General features: G+C 58.4%; 12 protein-coding genes and 1 riboswitch. Of the genes, 9 read left to right on the top strand and 3 right to left on the bottom strand.

Features of this window, described 5'->3' with window-relative positions; all coding sequences use genetic code 11:
• Position 1: 1 nt before the first annotated feature.
• Positions 2-1,408 (top strand): 3-isopropylmalate dehydratase large subunit, encoded by a 1,407-nt coding sequence (gene leuC, locus ACTJKZ_RS16755; protein WP_161731640.1) that lies wholly within the window; start codon positions 2-4, stop codon positions 1,406-1,408.
• Between the two features lie 3 nt (positions 1,409-1,411).
• Positions 1,412-2,017: a 3-isopropylmalate dehydratase small subunit gene (leuD, locus tag ACTJKZ_RS16760; RefSeq protein WP_161731642.1), complete on the top strand. Its 606-nt coding sequence runs from the start codon at positions 1,412-1,414 to the stop codon at positions 2,015-2,017.
• A 269-nt stretch (positions 2,018-2,286) separates the two neighbouring features.
• On the opposite strand, the gene ACTJKZ_RS16765 is transcribed toward leuD, so the two are convergent.
• Entirely contained in the window at positions 2,287-3,465 is a 1,179-nt protein-coding gene (locus ACTJKZ_RS16765; protein ID WP_150010845.1) for an MFS transporter, read from the bottom strand.
• A gap of 253 nt (positions 3,466-3,718) precedes the next feature.
• On the opposite strand from ACTJKZ_RS16765, the gene sgrR reads away from it, so the two are divergent.
• The 4 genes from sgrR to thiQ all read left to right on the top strand — a co-directional run bounded on the left by sgrR (position 3,719) and on the right by thiQ (position 8,822).
• Positions 3,719-5,380 carry an HTH-type transcriptional regulator SgrR gene (gene sgrR, locus ACTJKZ_RS16770; protein ID WP_161731646.1) on the top strand — a complete coding sequence of 554 codons (1,662 nt, stop codon included), beginning with the start codon at positions 3,719-3,721 and terminating at the stop codon, positions 5,378-5,380.
• A gap of 35 nt (positions 5,381-5,415) precedes the next feature.
• Positions 5,416-5,518: riboswitch (TPP riboswitch) on the top strand.
• A 46-nt stretch (positions 5,519-5,564) separates the two neighbouring features.
• The gene (thiB, locus tag ACTJKZ_RS16775) at positions 5,565-6,551 is read left to right on the top strand and encodes a thiamine ABC transporter substrate binding subunit (RefSeq protein ID WP_161731648.1); all 987 of its coding nucleotides are present in this window, start codon (positions 5,565-5,567) and stop codon (positions 6,549-6,551) included.
• Positions 6,527-8,137 carry a thiamine/thiamine pyrophosphate ABC transporter permease ThiP gene (gene thiP / locus ACTJKZ_RS16780; RefSeq protein ID WP_440829859.1) on the top strand — a complete coding sequence of 537 codons (1,611 nt, stop codon included), beginning with the start codon at positions 6,527-6,529 and terminating at the stop codon, positions 8,135-8,137. The genes thiB and thiP overlap by 25 nt, the downstream gene beginning before the upstream one ends.
• Positions 8,121-8,822 (top strand): thiamine ABC transporter ATP-binding protein ThiQ, encoded by a 702-nt coding sequence (thiQ, locus tag ACTJKZ_RS16785; RefSeq protein WP_161731652.1) that lies wholly within the window; start codon positions 8,121-8,123, stop codon positions 8,820-8,822. Before thiP ends, thiQ begins: the two co-directional genes overlap by 17 nt.
• A gap of 3 nt (positions 8,823-8,825) precedes the next feature.
• Here thiQ and ACTJKZ_RS16790 read toward each other — a convergent pair whose 3' ends face one another.
• Positions 8,826-9,590, bottom strand: a complete 765-nt coding sequence (locus tag ACTJKZ_RS16790; RefSeq protein WP_161731654.1) for a DedA family protein — start codon at positions 9,588-9,590, stop codon at positions 8,826-8,828.
• Between the two features lie 169 nt (positions 9,591-9,759).
• On the opposite strand from ACTJKZ_RS16790, the gene polB reads away from it, so the two are divergent.
• The 3 genes from polB (at position 9,760) to rluA (ending at position 15,871) form a co-directional block, all read left to right on the top strand.
• Complete coding sequence (polB, locus tag ACTJKZ_RS16795; RefSeq protein ID WP_161731741.1) at positions 9,760-12,120, top strand: DNA polymerase II; 2,361 nt, start codon at positions 9,760-9,762, stop codon at positions 12,118-12,120.
• A gap of 152 nt (positions 12,121-12,272) precedes the next feature.
• On the top strand, positions 12,273-15,179 hold the full coding sequence (gene rapA, locus ACTJKZ_RS16800) for an RNA polymerase-associated protein RapA (RefSeq protein ID WP_161731656.1): 2,907 nt from the start codon (positions 12,273-12,275) through the stop codon (positions 15,177-15,179).
• Between the two features lie 38 nt (positions 15,180-15,217).
• Complete coding sequence (rluA, locus tag ACTJKZ_RS16805; RefSeq protein ID WP_161731658.1) at positions 15,218-15,871, top strand: bifunctional tRNA pseudouridine(32) synthase/23S rRNA pseudouridine(746) synthase RluA; 654 nt, start codon at positions 15,218-15,220, stop codon at positions 15,869-15,871.
• 59 nt (positions 15,872-15,930) lie between these two features.
• On the opposite strand, the gene djlA is transcribed toward rluA, so the two are convergent.
• Positions 15,931-16,740: a co-chaperone DjlA gene (djlA, locus tag ACTJKZ_RS16810; RefSeq protein WP_013356743.1), complete on the bottom strand. Its 810-nt coding sequence runs from the start codon at positions 16,738-16,740 to the stop codon at positions 15,931-15,933.
• Between the last annotated feature and the right edge of the window lie 101 nt (positions 16,741-16,841).

Below are 16,841 nucleotides of genomic sequence, written 5' to 3' on the forward strand. Positions count from 1 at the left end.
AATGAAAACCTTATACCAGAAGTTATTTGATGCACATGTCGTCCACGAAGCGCCGAACGAAACGCCGTTACTCTACATCGATCGTCACCTGATTCATGAAGTGACCTCGCCACAGGCCTTTGATGGTCTGCGTGCGCACGGACGCAAAGTCCGTCAGCCAGGTAAAACCTTCGCCACCATGGATCACAACGTTTCGACACAGACCAAAGATATCAATGCGTCGGGCGAGATGGCGCGTATTCAGATGCAGGAGCTGATGAAGAACTGCGAAGAATTTGGCGTACAGCTGTATGACCTGAATCACCCATTCCAGGGCATCGTCCACGTTATCGGCCCTGAGCAGGGCATGACGTTGCCGGGCATGACGATTGTCTGCGGCGACTCGCACACCGCGACGCACGGCGCGTTCGGCTCGCTGGCCTTTGGTATCGGCACCTCTGAAGTGGAGCATGTGTTTGCCACTCAGACCCTGAAACAGGGTCGCGCGAAAACCATGAAGATTGAAGTGCTGGGCCAGGCGTCAACCGGCATTACAGCAAAAGATATCGTGCTGGCGATCATCGGCAAAACCGGCAGCGCAGGCGGCACCGGCTATGTGGTTGAATTCTGCGGCCCGGCTATTCAGGCGCTGAGCATGGAAGGTCGTATGACCCTGTGCAATATGGCGATTGAGATGGGCGCGAAAGCGGGCCTGGTGGCACCGGATGACACTACCTTCAACTACCTGAAAGGTCGTCAGTTCTCACCCCAGGGTGAGAAATGGGAGCAGGCCGTTGAATACTGGCGCACCCTGAAATCTGATGAAGGCGCGAAGTATGATGCGGTAGTGACGCTGCATGCTGAAGAGATCGCACCGCAGGTCACCTGGGGCACCAACCCGGGTCAGGTGATTGCCGTTGATCAGCTGATCCCGAACCCGGCCTCATTCGCCGATCCGGTTGAGCGTGCCTCCGCGGAAAAAGCGCTGGCCTACATGAACCTGCAGCCGGGCATCAGACTGACCGATGTCGCGATTGATAAAGTCTTTATCGGCTCCTGCACCAACTCGCGTATTGAAGATCTGCGTGCCGCCGCCGCCATCGCTAAAGGCCGCAAAGTCGCGCCTGGCGTGGTCGCCATGGTGGTGCCAGGTTCCGGCCCGGTAAAAGCGCAGGCTGAAGCGGAAGGTCTGGATAAAATCTTCCTGGAAGCGGGCTTTGAATGGCGTCTGCCTGGCTGCTCAATGTGCCTGGCGATGAACAATGACCGTTTGAATCCGGGCGAGCGTTGCGCATCTACCAGCAACCGTAACTTTGAAGGTCGCCAGGGCCGTGGTGGACGTACCCATCTGGTCAGCCCGGCGATGGCCGCGGCGGCTGCCGTGACCGGCCACTTTGCCGACATCCGTGAACTGACGACAGGAGCTTAAGTCATGGCGAATAAATTTACTCAGCACACCGGCATTGTTGCGCCGCTGGACGCCGCGAACGTCGATACGGATGCCATCATTCCCAAGCAGTTTTTACAGAAGGTGACCCGTACCGGTTTCGGTCAGCACCTGTTCCACGACTGGCGCTTTGAAGATGACGCGGGCACCGTGCCAACGCCCGGCTTTGTGCTGAACAAGCCGGCGTTCAAAGGCACCAGCATCCTGCTGGCACGCGAGAACTTTGGCTGCGGCTCATCACGTGAGCATGCCCCCTGGGCGCTGACCGATTTCGGTTTTCACGTGGTGATTGCGCCGAGCTTCGCCGATATCTTTTACGGCAACAGCTTTAACAACCAGCTGCTGCCAGTGAAATTAAGCGAAGAGGAAGTGGATGAGCTGTTCAGACTGGTTGCGGCCCAGCCGGGCATCAGCTTCACGGTTGATCTGGAAGCGCAGACGGTCACCGCAGGTGATAAAGTCTATCCGTTTGAGCTCGACAGCTTCCGCCGCCACTGCATGATTAACGGCCTCGACAGCATCGGCCTGACGCTGCAGCACGAAGCCTCGATTTCTCAGTACGAGCAGAATCAGCCCGCTTTCCTGCGCTGATTGAGTTAAAACAGGGCGACATCCCGTCGCCTGAGGTTGCAGGCAATCTCGGTTCTGGCCCGCTATGAGATCGAGCCTGCGAAGGCAACACGGTCAGATCGGAAAGTCGCTTAAACCTTCCCTGGCCGCTCGTCCCGCGCCGTCCATGGCGCGGGACGCTTTCCTCCTCTGCCCGTGTTGCCTTCGTGTAAAGCGTGTTGTTGCGGTCAGACTCCCTCGAATCGGAGTTTGTCAGAAATCCAGGAGTGACATCCTGTCGCCTTTCTCTTTTATACGTCGCGCACCCGCGCCGACATCACCAGCGCCACAATCGCCAGCCCGAATGCCAGCCAGTAAACCGCCTCATGCCCCAGCCGCTCACTCAGCGTTCCCTGAATCACCCCTGCCAGAATCATGCCGGTCGAGATCGAGTTAGTAAACATTGTTGTCGCCGCACCGGGCCGCCCGGGCATCAGATCCTGGAACCACAGCATCCCGATACCCGCAATAATTCCGACAAACACCGCGTTGAACAGCTGCAACACCATCAGCGAGGTGCGGGAGTTGAACAGCACCAGCCCCAGATAAAACAGGACGCCAGCCGCCACCGCAATCAGCATTAACCTGCGCTTACCGATGCGACGCGCGTAATGTCCCGCCAGCAGCATCACCGGAATCTCCAGCCCGGCCGCCGTCCCCATCAGCAGACCGGCCAGCTTCTCCGGCAGTCCCAGCGTTGTGCTGATATAGAGCGGCATATCGATGATATACATCGTGTTGCAGGTCCACATCACAACGGAAGCGATGAACAGCAACCGCACATCCCGATCGCGCCAGCCGCTTATCGGCAGCCCGCCGCTTTGCATCAGCGGCTGCGTGCGTGGCACAGACGGCAGCGTAAACCAGACCAGCAGGATACAGATCAGAAACAGCGCGGCAGCCACCATAAACAGCGTCACAAAACCGTAGTTCAGCGCCAGCGCGAACGACAACGGTGGCCCGATTACCCATGCCAGCGACAGCTGGGCACGCATCACCGAACTGAACATCACCGCTTCACGCGCCGACTGATCGGCATACTCCCGCGCCAGCGCAAACAGCTGAGGCATAGAGACGCTGGCCAGCGCCGACAGCAGCACACCCAGCGTCAGCAGGGTCAGATAATGGCGGGTAAAGGCAAACAGCAGCGCATTCACCAGCGCCATCAGGCAACAAAAAAGAATAATATGCCGACGATCGCCAACACTGTCTGAGCGCTTAGCCACCAGCATACTCACCACGATACCGGCCACCGCATTGATGGTGAAAAACAGCCCGACCCAGAAGGGCCGCGCCTGTACCTCGCGCGTCAGAAACAGGCTAAGTGTTGGTGCCTGTAGTGCGCCTGCGATGCCCAGCATGAACGAGGCGACCATAAAAGCGAGGTAAACCGGATTGATGCGGCGCTGCCGCGTTAACAGCGATTTCATAGCGAAATCCCTTTCAGAACAAACAGAGGGGAAAAAGAAGGGTAGACGATACCGCGCAACATGAAAAAAGCCAGCAGAGATCATCTGCTGGCGGTGTAAATGCACCCTACTCAGAAAAGCACTCCACTGAACAGCGAAGTGAGGGTCGAACGCCATTCAGTGCTGAATGCCTCCCGCTCTTCCCATAGCGCAAAGTTTGCTCTTAAAATGGGGCAGAAAAAACAGAGCGCTTTTCACCGGGAGTTCCCCTTTTATGTCCTCATCACGTCTGAAGCAGCAGTTCATTCGCCTGTGGCAGAGCTGCCAGGGGCAAACGCAGGAGATTACCCTCAGCGAACTGGCTGACCTGCTGCACTGCTCGCGCCGCCATATGCGCAATCTGCTCAACCGGATGCAGGCCGCGGGCTGGCTGATCTGGCAGGCGGAAGCCGGACGCGGCAAGCGTTCACAGCTCTCCTTCTGCTATACCGGACTGGCTTTACAACAGCAGCGTGCCGAGGATTTGCTGGAACAGGATCGCATCGATCAACTGGTCCAGTTAGTGGGCGATAAGAATCAGGTGCGGCAGATGATTGGGGCACACCTGGGGCGCAGTTTCCGGCAGGGCAAGCATATCCTGCGGGTGCTCTACTATCGTCCGCTGCTTAACCTGCTGCCCGGTTCGGCGCTGCGGCGCTCGGAAACGCATATTGCCCGACAGATTTTCAACGGCCTGACGCGCATAAATGAGGAAAACGGGGAAATTGAACCTGATATTGCACACCACTGGCAGCAGACCTCTCCGCTTCACTGGCGCTTCTTTGTGCGTCCGGCGATTCGCTTCCATCACGGCAGAGAACTGGAGATGGAGGATGTGCTCGCCACGCTGGAGCGTCAGCGCACCCATCCCCTCTTTTCCCATATAGAGCAGATTGACTTACCTGCCCCCTGGACGCTGGACATTCGTTTAAGCCAGCCCGACGAGGGTTTGCCCTGGCTGCTGGGCAGCGTCAGTGCGATGATCCTGCCGCGCGAATGGCCGACGCTGCGTGATTTTGCCCGCCAGCCGGTTGGCACAGGTCCTTACCGGGTGATACGCAATCAGGAGAGCCAGCTGAAAATCGAAGCGTTTGATGACTACTTCGGTTTTCGCGCCCTGATTGATGATGTCTCTATCTGGGTACTGCCCGACATCAGCGATGAACTGGTCTATGCCGGTGTCCGTCTGCAGGGTGACAGCATTGATGAGATTCAGGAGGAGAGCCGCCTTGAAGAGGGCTGCTACTATCTGCTGTTCGATCAGCGTTCAGAGCAGGGTCGCAACGAGGCGGTCCGCCGCTGGGTCAGTTACCTCTTTAACCCCATCGCCCTGCTCAATCATGCCGGTGTCGGTTATCAGCGTTACTGGTTTCCGGCGTATGGCCTGCTGCCGCGCTGGCATCACCGGCGTGACCTGACGCCAGTGGAAAAACCGCCTGGCTTAACGCACCTGACGCTGACCTGGTACAGCCAGCACGTGGAGCATGAAGGCATCGCTAATGCGCTGCGTCCGCTGCTGGCAGCGCATGGCGTCACGCTGGAGACCCGTGAGATTAGCTACGAAAGCTGGTATCAGGGCGACGCGGAAAGTGATATCTGGCTGGGCAGCGTGAACTTCACCCTGCCGCTGAATTATTCGCTGTTCGCGCAGCTTTATGAGATTCCGCTACTGCATCACTGTCTGCCGATCGACTGGCACGGCGATGCGGCCCGCTGGCGCGAAAAAACACTGCCGCTGGCCGAATGGAGCAAACAGCTGGTCGAAGAAGCCGGTCTGCATCCGCTGTTTCACCACTGGCTGCTGCTGGAAGGCCAGCGCAGCATGCGCGGTGTGCGGATGAATACCCTGGGCTGGTTTGATTTTAAATCGGCCTGGTTCGCGCCACCGGCGCTGTGACGCTTTCGCCCTGGCGCTGAAATGACTAGAATGTGACGTTCTCAACGGGGTGCGGCCTGCCACAAGCAAGCAGCTGAGAGAGACCCGTCGAACCTGATTCGGTTAATACCGACGTAGGGATTTGAGAGGCCTCTGTGCTCAGATCCTTTGCGACTCATCCCCTATTCTCCTGAAGGAGCGCAAAGTGTTAAACAAAGTTCTGCCGGTGCTGCTGTTACTCTCCGCCCCCGTTCTGGCGGCCAAGCCGGTTCTCACGGTCTACACCTACGACGCCTTCTCCGCCGACTGGGGCCCTGGCCCGGCGGTTAAAAAAGCCTTTGAAGCCCAGTGCAATTGCGAGCTGAAATTCGTCACGCTGGAAGATGGCGTCTCGCTGCTGAACCGCGTGCGCATGGAAGGCAAAAACAGTAAAGCGGATGTGGTGCTTGGGCTGGATAACAATCTGGTGCAGTCGGCGCAGAAAACCGGCCTGTTTGCCGAAAGTCAGGTCGACACCTCGACATTGAAACTGCCCGATGGCTGGCACAACACCACCTTCGTGCCGTTTGATTATGGCTACTTCGCGTTTGTCTATGACAAAACCCGGCTGAAGAATCCGCCAAAAAGCCTGAAAGAGCTGGTCGACAGCCCGGAGAAGTGGCGCGTGATCTACGAAGATCCCCGCACCAGCACGCCCGGATTAGGTCTATTGCTGTGGATGCAGAAAGTCTATGGCGATCAGGCACCGCAGGCATGGCAAAAGCTGGCACAGAAGACAGTGACGGTCACCAAAGGCTGGAGTGAAGCCTATGGCCTGTTCCTCAAGGGCGAAGGTGATCTGGTGCTGAGCTACACCACCTCTCCGGCTTACCACATCATCGAAGAGAAGAAAGAGAACTATGCCGCCGCGCCGTTTGCAGAGGGCCACTATCTGCAGGTTGAAGTTGCCGCGCAGTTAGCCAGCAGCAAACAGCCAGCGCTGGCGCAGCAGTTCATGAAGTTTATGGTCTCGCCTGACTTCCAGCGCACCATACCCACCGGCAACTGGATGTACCCGGTGATCGACACGCCGCTGCCTGCCGGTTTCGCGGCGCTCGACGTGCCTTCCACCGCCCTGCAGTTCTCGCCGGAAGAGGTTGCCAGCCAGCGTTCGGGCTGGATTAGCCAGTGGCAACGCGCCGTCAGCCGCTGATGCCGCGCTGGCTGATTCCCGGTTCCCTCGCCACAGCATTACTGACACTTGTGGCGTTTCTGGCCTTCGGTGCACTCTGGCGCGCCGCGCCGGACACGGACTTACACGGCGTGCTGCAGGATGACTATCTGCATCACGTTATCGCATTCTCGTTTGCTCAGGCGCTGCTCTCCGCCCTGCTGTCGCTGCTCCCTGCGGTGCCGCTGGCGCGGGCGCTCTATCGACGTCGTTTCCCAGGCCGCCAGCTGCTGCTGCGCTTGTGCGCCATGACGCTGGTGCTGCCAGTACTGGTGGCGGTATTTGGGCTGCTAACCGTCTACGGTAGCAATGGCTGGCTGGCGCAGCTGTGCCAGCTGGCAGGGATCGATTACCACTTCTCTCCCTACGGTTTATCGGGCATTTTGCTGGCGCACGTCTTCTTTAACCTGCCGCTGGCGACCCGCCTGATGCTGCAGGCGCTCGAGAGCATTCCGGCGGAACAGCGTCAGCTGGCGGCACAGCTCGACCTGCGCGGCTGGCACCATTTTCGTCTGCTGGAGTGGCCATGGCTGCGGCGTCAGCTGCTGCCGACCGGCGCGCTGATCTTCATGCTCTGTTTCGCCAGCTTTGCTACCGTGCTCTCGCTGGGCGGCGGCCCGCAGGCGACGACCATTGAGCTGGCGATATTCCAGGCGCTGAGTTATGACTACGATCCCGGACGCGCTGCACTGCTGGCGCTGATCCAGCTTGGCTGCTGCGTAACGCTGGTGCTGCTCAGCCAGCGCTTCAGCAAGGCGATTCCCGCCGGAACCAGTCAGTTGAACGGCTGGCGCGATCCGCAGGATTCGCGCGGGGCGCAGCTGGTTGATGCGCTGCTGATCCTGCTGGCGCTGATCCTGCTGCTGCCTCCACTGGCGGCGGTCATCGTCGATGGTCTGCACGGCGGAGTGCGAGGCGCGCTGGCACAGCCTGCACTGTGGCAGGCCACGTTGACTTCATTGCGCATCGCCACCGGCGCCGGTCTGCTCTGTGTGGTGCTGACCATGATGCTGCTGTGGAGCAGCCGCGAGCTGCGCCTGCGTCAGCGCCCGGCGGCGGCAACCCTTATCGACACCAGCGGCATGCTGATTCTGGCGATGCCAGGCATCGTGCTCGCCACCGGCTTTTTCCTGTTGTTCAACGCCACCATCGGCCTGCCCGAGTCGGCCGACGGGCTGGTGATCTTTACCAATGCGCTGATCGCCATTCCCTATGCGCTTAAAGTGCTGGAAAACCCGATGCGGGATGTCGCAGAGCGCTATGGCAGACTCTGCGATTCTCTGGATATCCACGGCTGGAACCGGCTGCGGCTGATTGAGCTGCGGGCGCTGAAGCGTCCGCTGGCTCAGGCACTGGCCTTTGCCTGCGTGCTGTCAATTGGTGATTTTGGCGTGGTGGCGCTGTTTGGCAGCGCCGACTTCCGCACGCTGCCATTCTACCTTTATCAGCAGATCGGCGCCTATCGCGGCGCAGATGGCGCGGTCACTGCCCTGCTGCTGCTGCTGCTCTGTTTGTTGCTGTTCACCCTGATGGAAAAATTACCAGACCGCCATGCTGACACTGAATAACCTCACGTACCTTTATCAGCATCTGCCGATGCGCTTTAGTCTCAACGCCACTCGCGGCGAGCGCATCGCGATCCTCGGCCCCAGCGGGGCCGGTAAAAGCACGCTGCTGAGCCTGATTGCCGGTTTCCTGCCGGTGAAACAGGGCACCCTGATGATTGACGGCCAGGAGCACACCCACAGCGTGCCGGCCAGACGGCCCGTGTCGATGCTGTTTCAGGAGAACAACCTGTTTCCGCACCTCAGCGTGCAGCAGAATATGGCGCTGGGGCTGCATCCGGGATTAAAACTCAGCACTGAGCAGCGTCAGCAATTGGCTGCGCTGGCCGATCAGGTGGGATTAGGCGATCTGCTTACCCGTCTGCCGGGCGAACTGTCGGGCGGACAGCGACAGCGCGTGGCGCTGGCACGCTGCCTGTTGCGTGATCGTCCGGTATTACTGCTGGATGAGCCTTTTTCTGCGCTGGACCCGGCGCTGCGCGGAGAGATGCTGCAACTGGTACGTTCGGTGTGTGAAGCGCGCAGCATCACGCTGCTGATGGTGTCGCACAGTCTGGAAGATGCCCAGCAGATTGCGCCGCGCAGCGTGGTGATTGTGGATGGACGGGTGTACTGGGATGGCGAAACCCGACAGCTGCTGTCGGGCGAGACGCGGGAGGCCGAGGTACTCGGTATCCCGCATCGTTAAGCATCAGGCGAAGAAAACCTGCCACAGCAGATGCCGGAAAACCGGCATCATCGGATGGAACTGAATGCCGACGAACGCCGAGACGGCGACCACCAGACCCAGCGGTCCTGCCCAGCGCAAACGCTCAGGCGGCAGCCAGGCCGTGGCCCAGTCGCGGCTCTTGCCGCTGCGCCACCAGCGCCAGCATAACCAGCCACCCAGCCAGATCAGCAGTGCTGCGCCGAGTAACAGCCATTTAAAGCTGCTCCCCTGCGCGGCTTTGGGCACATCGATCGCTACCCCCGCCAGAATACCGGGCAGCAGATAGAGCGGCGGCCAGAGAATGCAGCCAATAATGTTTGGCGGCAGAAATTTACGCACCGGCAGCTCCAGCATACCGGCCGCCAGCGGGATCAGCGGACGCGTAGGGCCTACAAATCGACCGACCAGAATCGTAAACATGCTGTGCTGATGCAGGGCGTGCTCGGTTTTATCCAGCAGGCCTTTATATTTTTGCAGATACTTCCAGCGATGCAGCGGCCCCTGGAATTTCCAGCCGATGCCGTAAGAGACCCAATCACCAATCAGACAGCCGGCAAAGCCCGCAGCCCAGGCAGGGTAAAGGCCAAGTTCGCCACTGCCGACCAGCGCGCCCAGACTGGCCATCATTACCGTACCTGGCAGCAACAGCCCGACCAGCGCCAGCGACTCCAGAAATGTCACCAGCGCAACGGCAAACAGCGCCCACTCCAGAGACTGCGTAATCAGTTGTTGAATCCAGGCTTCCATAATCATCCTTAGTAAAAGCAGAAGGCTGGATTGTCCAGAGCCAGCCACACAGCGTCAAGGCAAGAATTGTAGGACAATGTTGACAAAACTCAGTAACGGGAACTGTATAAATATCCATGGTATACTTAAGCGGTTTTCTCACCCCTGAATTGCTGAGTCCGGAGACCATCTGAATATGCCCCGCGCAGGTTTTCTGCTCACCCGCCACTGGCGCGACAGCCCGCATGGCAGCGAAATTATCCTCTGGCTTGCCACCGATGCCGGCGCGCAGCGCGTGGTGCTGCCGGTGCAGGAGTCTGTCGCGTTTATTCCTGAAGAATTTCAGGCGCAGGTCAGCGAATTACTTAAAGATGAACGTCAGTTTCGGATTCAGTCGCTAGCGCTGAAAGATTTCCGCCGCCGTCCGGTTTTTGGTCTCTATTGCCCGCAGAATCGTCAGCTACAGCGCATCGAAAAACGGCTGCGTGAACAGGGCATTCCGGTCTATGAGGCGGATATCCGTCCGCCGGAGCGCTACCTGATGGAGCGTTTTATTACCGCCCCGGTCTGGTTTGACGGCGAGCAGCACGGCGACAGCATGATTAATGCGCGGCTCAAACCTCATCCCGACTATCGCCCGCCGCTGAAATGGGTCTCGCTGGACATTGAAACCACGCAGCACGGCGAGCTTTACTGCATCGGGCTGGAGGGGTGCGGTCAGCGCCAGGTCTTTATGCTCGGCCCGCCAAACGGTGATGCCAGCATGCTGGATTTTGAGCTGATCTATCTCGACAGCCGCCCGCAACTGCTTGAAGCACTAAACCAGTGGTTTGCAGAGCATGACCCGGACGTGTTGATTGGCTGGAACGTGGTGCAGTTTGACCTGCGGGTGCTGCAAAAGCATGCCGATCGCTATGGTATTCCGTTGCGTCTTGGCCGCCAGCAGGCCGCGCTGGAGTGGCGTGAACATGGCTTCAAGCCCGGCGTTTTTTTCGCTCAGGCCAGCGGTCGGTTAATTATCGATGGCATCGACGCACTGAAATCGGCGTTCTGGGATTTCCCGTCGTTCAGCCTGGAGTCGGTGTCGCAACAGCTGCTGGGTGAAGGGAAAGCGATTGATAATCCCTGGCAGCGAATGGAGGAGATCAACTGGCGCTTTGCCAACGATAAACCGGCGCTGGCACGCTATAACCTGAAAGACTGCGAGCTGGTGACGCGCATTTTTCACAAAACCGCGATTATGCCGTTTCTGCTGGAACGCGCGGCGGTGAATGGCCTTGCGGTCGATCGCCACGGCGGTTCGGTGGCGGCCTTTGGTCATCTTTATATTCCGCGGATGCATCGCGCCGGATTTGTCGCCCCGAACATGGGTGATGTCGCCCCGGAAGCGAGTCCGGGCGGCTATGTGATGGATTCGCGCCCCGGCCTGTATGACTCGGTGCTGGTGCTGGATTACAAAAGCCTCTATCCGTCGATTATCCGCACCTTCCTGATCGACCCGGTGGGTCTGGTAGAGGGACTGGCCCATCCTGATGATGCCGATTCAGTCGAAGGTTTCCGCGAAGCGCGTTTCTCACGGCATACCCACTGTCTGCCCGCGATTGTTGAGCAGATCTGGCTGGGTCGTGAAGCGGCGAAAAAGCAGAACAACCAGCCGCTGTCTCAGGCACTGAAGATCATCATGAATGCCTTTTACGGCGTGCTGGGCACCAGCGCCTGCCGCTTCTTTGATCCGCGTCTCGCCTCCTCAATTACCCTGCGCGGTCACGCCATCATGCAGCAGACCCGCGCACTGATTGAGGCGGAAGGCTACGACGTTATCTATGGCGACACCGACTCCACGTTTGTCTGGCTGAAGTCCGCCCACAGCGAAGAGCAGGCCGCCGCGATTGGTCAGCAGCTGGTGCAGAAAGTGAATGCCTGGTGGCGAGCCCACCTGCAGCAAACCCAGGGGCTGACCAGCGCACTGGAACTGGAGTATGAAAGCCACTTCTGCCGCTTCCTGATGCCAACCATTCGCGGCGCGGAACAGGGCAGCAAGAAACGCTACGCCGGACTGATTCGTGACGCTGCCGGTGAGCGCATGGTCTTCAAGGGGCTGGAATCGGTACGAACCGACTGGACGCCGCTGGCCAAACAGTTTCAGCAGCAGCTCTACCATCGCATTTTTCACCGTGAGCCGTGGCAGGACTACATCCGCACGACCGTAGCGCAGTTGCTGGCCGGTGAACTCGACGATCAGCTGATCTACAAAAAGCGTCTGCGGCGGCCGCTGAATGAATATGAACGAAACGTGCCCCCGCATGTGCGTGCCGCCCGGCTGGCCGATGAGCAGAATCGTAAATTAAACCGGCCATTGCAGTACCAGAAGGGAGGCCGTATTCGTTACGTTATGGCGACGGCAGGTCCGGAACCACTGGAAGCGCGCCGCACGCCACTGGACTATGACCACTACGTGACGAAGCAACTTCAGCCGATCGCAGAGGGGATTCTGCCCTTTGTTGAAGGGGATTTTGCTACACTGATTACAGGGCAACTGGGGCTTTTTTGACAGGTGACGAACGCCCTGCCATCCAGTACCATAGCGCCCTTCCTGAAACTCACCGCTCTTACTCCCGCTCCAGATCTCGTTTGTCTGGCGGTAGCGCTATTGCCTGAGCTTTGGGAACACCTCTAAAAACGTTAAAATTTGAGCAAAAAAATATGGTTTTTACATTAGGTCAGCGCTGGATTAGTGATACGGAAAGTGAACTGGGACTGGGCACCGTGGTGGCGATCGATACCCGCATGATTACCCTGCTGTTTCCGGCCACGGGGGAAAACCGCCTCTACGCCCGCAACGATTCGCCGGTTACCCGCGTCATCTTTAATCCGGGTGATACCATCACCAGTCACGAAGGCTGGCAGATGCGCGTCGATGAAGTACGCAACGAAAATGACCTGATGACCTATATCGGTACCCGGCTGGACACCGAAGAAAGCGACGTGATGCTGCGCGAAGTCATGCTCGACAGCAAGCTGGTGTTCAGTAAGCCGCAGGATCGCCTGTTTGCCGGCCAGCTTGACCGGATGGATCGTTTCGCCCTCCGCTTCCGCGCCCGTAAATACCAGAGCGAGCAATATCGTCTGCCTATCAGCGGCTTACGCGGTATGCGCACCAACCTGATCCCTCACCAGTTGCATATCGCCCATGATGTGGGTCGCCGCCATGCGCCGCGCGTGCTGCTGGCCGATGAAGTTGGCCTGGGTAAAACCATTGAAGCCGGGATGATCATCCAGCAGCAGCTGCTGGCGGGTCGTGCTGAGCGTGTCCTGATCGTGGTGCCTGAAACCTTACAGCACCAGTGGCTGGTCGAAATGCTGCGCCGCTTCAACCTGCGCTTTGCGCTGTTTGATGACGATCGCTATACCGAAGCGCAGCACGACAGTGACAACCCGTTTGAAACGGAGCAGCTGATTATCTGCTCGCTGGACTTTGTGCGCCGTAACAAACAGCGCCTTGAGATGCTGGCCGATGCCGAATGGGATCTGCTGGTGGTGGATGAAGCGCACCATCTGGCCTGGTCAGAAGGCGAGCCAAGCCGCGAATATCAGGTTATCGAAAAGCTGGCGGAGAAAACTGCTGGCGTTCTGCTGCTGACTGCAACACCAGAACAGCTGGGTATGGAGAGCCACTTCGCCCGTCTGCGCCTGCTCGACCCGGACCGTTTCCATGACTTTGCCGCCTTTGTTGAAGAGCAGCAGCATTTCCGCCCGATTGCCGATGCTGTCACAGCACTGCTGGCAGACAAAGCAATCTCCCAGGAGGAGATGAACCGAATCAACGATCTGGTCGGCGAGCAGGACATTGAGCCGCTGCTACAGGTCGCCAACAGCGATCGTGACGGCAAGCTGGAAGCGCGTCAGGAGCTGATATCCATGCTGATGGACCGCCACGGCACCAGTCGCGTACTGTTCCGAAACACCCGTAATGGGGTTAAAGGCTTCCCGAAACGCGAACTGCATCAGATCCGCCTGCCGCTGCCAGCGCAGTATCAGACGGCGATTAAAGTTTCCGGCATCATGGGCGCGCGCAAAAGCGCAGAAGAGCGGGCGCGTGACCTGCTCTACCCGGAACAGATTTATCAGGAATTTGAAGGTGACAGCGGCACCTGGTGGAACTTCGATCCGCGCGTGGAATGGCTGATGGGCTATCTCACCACTAACCGTAAAGAGAAGGTGCTGGTGATCTGTGCCAAAGCGGCCACCGCGCTGCAGCTGGAGCAGGTACTGCGCGAGCGCGAAGGTATCCGCGCCGCGGTGTTCCACGAGGGGCTGTCGATCATTGAGCGCGACCGCGCCGCGGCCTGGTTTGCCTCAGAAGAGAACGGCGCTCAGGTGCTGCTTTGCTCTGAGATCGGTTCAGAGGGCCGCAACTTCCAGTTTGCCAGCCGTCTGGTGATGTTCGACCTGCCGTTTAACCCGGACCTGCTGGAACAGCGTATCGGTCGTCTGGATCGTATCGGTCAGGCGCACGACATTCAGGTTCTGGTACCGTGGCTGGAGCAGACCGCACAGGCGGTGCTGCTGCGCTGGTACCACGAAGGACTGGACGCGTTTGAACACACCTGCCCGACCGGCCGCACCATCTATGACAGCGTTCATTCACAGCTGATCGGCTATCTGGCCGCGCCGGAAAACAATGAAGGCTTCGATGCGTTTATCACTGACTGCCGTAAACAGCACGACACGCTGAAATCGCAGCTGGAACAGGGTCGTGATCGCCTGCTGGAGCTGAACTCTAACGGGGGTGAATCGGCGCAGTTGCTGGCCAATGCCATCAGCGAGCAGGATAACGACACCGGCCTGGTGAACTTCGCGCTCAACCTCTTTGATATCGTCGGCATCAATCAGGAAGATCGCAGCGATAATCTGATTGTGCTGACCCCTTCCGACCACATGCTGGTGCCTGATTTCCCTGGTTTGCCGGAAGATGGCTGCACCATCACCTTTAACCGCGATCAGGCGCTGTCGCGCGAGGATACCCAGTTTATTACCTGGGAACACCCGCTGATTCGTAACGGACTGGATCTGATCCTGTCAGGTGATACCGGCAGCAGCGCACTGTCACTGCTTAAGAACAAGGCGCTGCCGGTGGGGACCCTGCTGGTTGAGCTGATCTATGTCGTTGAAGCGCAGGCACCGAAGCATCTGCAACTGACCCGTTTCCTGCCACCGACGCCAATCCGTCTGCTGATGGATACCAAAGGCACCAACCTGGCGGGAAAAGTGGAGTTCGAAAGCTTTAACCGTCAGCTGAATGCCGTTAACCGTCATACCGCCAGTAAACTGGTGAATGCGGTGCAGCAGGATGTGCATGCGATTCTGACGCAGGCCGAAGAGAGTGTGGTCAGCGAAGCGCGCGCGGTGATCGATGCGGCACGTGCTGAAGCGAACGAGAAGCTGGGTGCCGAGCTTTCGCGTCTTAACGCGCTGAAAGCCGTCAACCCGAACATCCGCGACGATGAAGTCGAGGCACTGGAAAGCAATCGCGAACAGGTGCTGGAAAGTCTCGATCAGGCTAACTGGCGTCTCGACGCGCTGCGCCTGATTGTGGTGACGCACCAGTAAGCTCAGGGGCCACTGGCCCCTTATTTTTGGAAAGCCCCATGGAACCTTACAACCCACCGCGTGAACCCTGGCTGCACATCCTTTATCAGGATGCACACATCATGGTCGTGAACAAACCCAGCGGTCTGCTCTCGGTACCCGGTCGTCTGGATGAGCACAAAGATAGCGTGATGACGCGGATACAGCGTGATTTCCCGCAAGCAGAATCCGTTCACCGGCTCGATATGGCGACCAGCGGCGTAATGGTGGTGGCGCTGACCAAAGCGGCTGAACGCGAGCTGAAGCGCCAGTTCCGTGAGCGCGAGCCTTCCAAAACCTACGTGGCCTGCATCTGGGGGCATCCGGAGAAGGAAGAAGGACTGGTTGATCTGCCGCTGATTTGTGACTGGCCAAATCGTCCAAAGCAGATGGTTTGCTTCGAGACCGGCAAAGCCGCGCAGACGGAGTATCAGGTGCTGGAATATCGTGCGGATAACTGTGCGCGCCTGTTGCTGAAGCCGATTACCGGCCGTTCACACCAGCTGCGGGTGCATATGCTGGCGCTGGGCCATCCGATTCTGGGGGATAACTTCTATGCGCATCCGGAGGCTAAAGCGATGGCAGCCCGTTTGCTGCTGCATGCAGAGTCACTGACCATTACCCATCCGGCATTTGGTAATGCCATGACGTTTCGCCAGCCCGCCGATTTTTGAAATCTACTGCCTGTCACCGTGGCCTCCTCTGTTGCAGAAGAGGCCAGGAGACATAGTGATTACTTAAAGCCTTTCTCTTTGCGAATCAGATCGTACGCTGCCTGAATTTCCTGCGCTTTCTGCTTCGCCATCTCCATCATCTCTGGCGGCAGCCCTTTCGCCACCAGCTTGTCAGGATGATGCTCGCTCATGAGTTTACGGTACGCGCGTTTAATCGTGGTGGCGTCATCGCTGCTCTTCACACCTAGCACGCTACAGGCATCTTCCAGCGTTGGGCCGCGTTGCGCCTGCTGGAAACCGCCCGAACTGCGCTGACCACCGCCAAACTGCTGGCCACCCTCCATCATGCGCAGAAACTGATCGAACTGGACACGCGAAATGCCCAGCTCTTCAGCAATCACATAGAGCACCTGACGCTCGTTGGGATGCAGTGAGCCGTCGGCAAAGGCGGCCTGAATCTGGATCTCCAGGAACATCCGGATCAGATCGAACCGGCCAAAACAGGCGCTGCGCAGTTCACGCAATTTACTGCGTAACGGGTAATCCGCCTGCTTGCCTTCGCGGAACGCGCGCTGGGCTGCACTGCGGGAGTCACCATGCAGCTGCATCCGTTCCATTAGCAGCGAAGCAATCTGAATATCCGCTTCCGTGACGCGCCCTTTTGACTTGGTCAGATGGCCCATCACCTGAAAGGTGGTGCTGAAAAACAGCGTCTGTCGGGTCTGATTATTTGAGAAGTAAGCCTTGCCTTGCGCACCGCGTACTTTGTCAATCATATGGCCAATGATCAAGCCAATCACAATACCCCAAAAGCCTGCGCCGGAAAGTAATCCCACCGCCAGACCCATAACTTTTCCCCAGTAGCGCATAAACTCCTCAATTCGCCATGCTTGCGGCTGAAAATTGCATTATCATACCTGTCATTTATCTCAGCGCCTAACGGCAACGCTGACAGACCAGGATTAACACT

The sequence above is a fragment of the Pantoea sp. 22096 genome (genome assembly GCF_052045955.1).
Lineage (GTDB): Bacteria > Pseudomonadota > Gammaproteobacteria > Enterobacterales > Enterobacteriaceae > Pantoea > Pantoea alfalfae.

Coding starts and splice junctions, on each gene's coding strand:
- leuC (WP_161731640.1), top strand. CDS start 2: ATGAAAACCTTATACCAGAAGTTATTTGATGCACATGTCGTCCACGAA.
- ACTJKZ_RS16790 (WP_161731654.1), bottom strand. CDS start 9,590: ATGGAAGCCTGGATTCAACAACTGATTACGCAGTCTCTGGAGTGGGCG.
- ACTJKZ_RS16765 (WP_150010845.1), bottom strand. CDS start 3,465: ATGAAATCGCTGTTAACGCGGCAGCGCCGCATCAATCCGGTTTACCTC.
- rapA (WP_161731656.1), top strand. CDS start 12,273: ATGGTTTTTACATTAGGTCAGCGCTGGATTAGTGATACGGAAAGTGAA.
- rluA (WP_161731658.1), top strand. CDS start 15,218: ATGGAACCTTACAACCCACCGCGTGAACCCTGGCTGCACATCCTTTAT.
- sgrR (WP_161731646.1), top strand. CDS start 3,719: ATGTCCTCATCACGTCTGAAGCAGCAGTTCATTCGCCTGTGGCAGAGC.
- leuD (WP_161731642.1), top strand. CDS start 1,412: ATGGCGAATAAATTTACTCAGCACACCGGCATTGTTGCGCCGCTGGAC.
- thiQ (WP_161731652.1), top strand. CDS start 8,121: ATGCTGACACTGAATAACCTCACGTACCTTTATCAGCATCTGCCGATG.
- djlA (WP_013356743.1), bottom strand. CDS start 16,740: ATGCGCTACTGGGGAAAAGTTATGGGTCTGGCGGTGGGATTACTTTCC.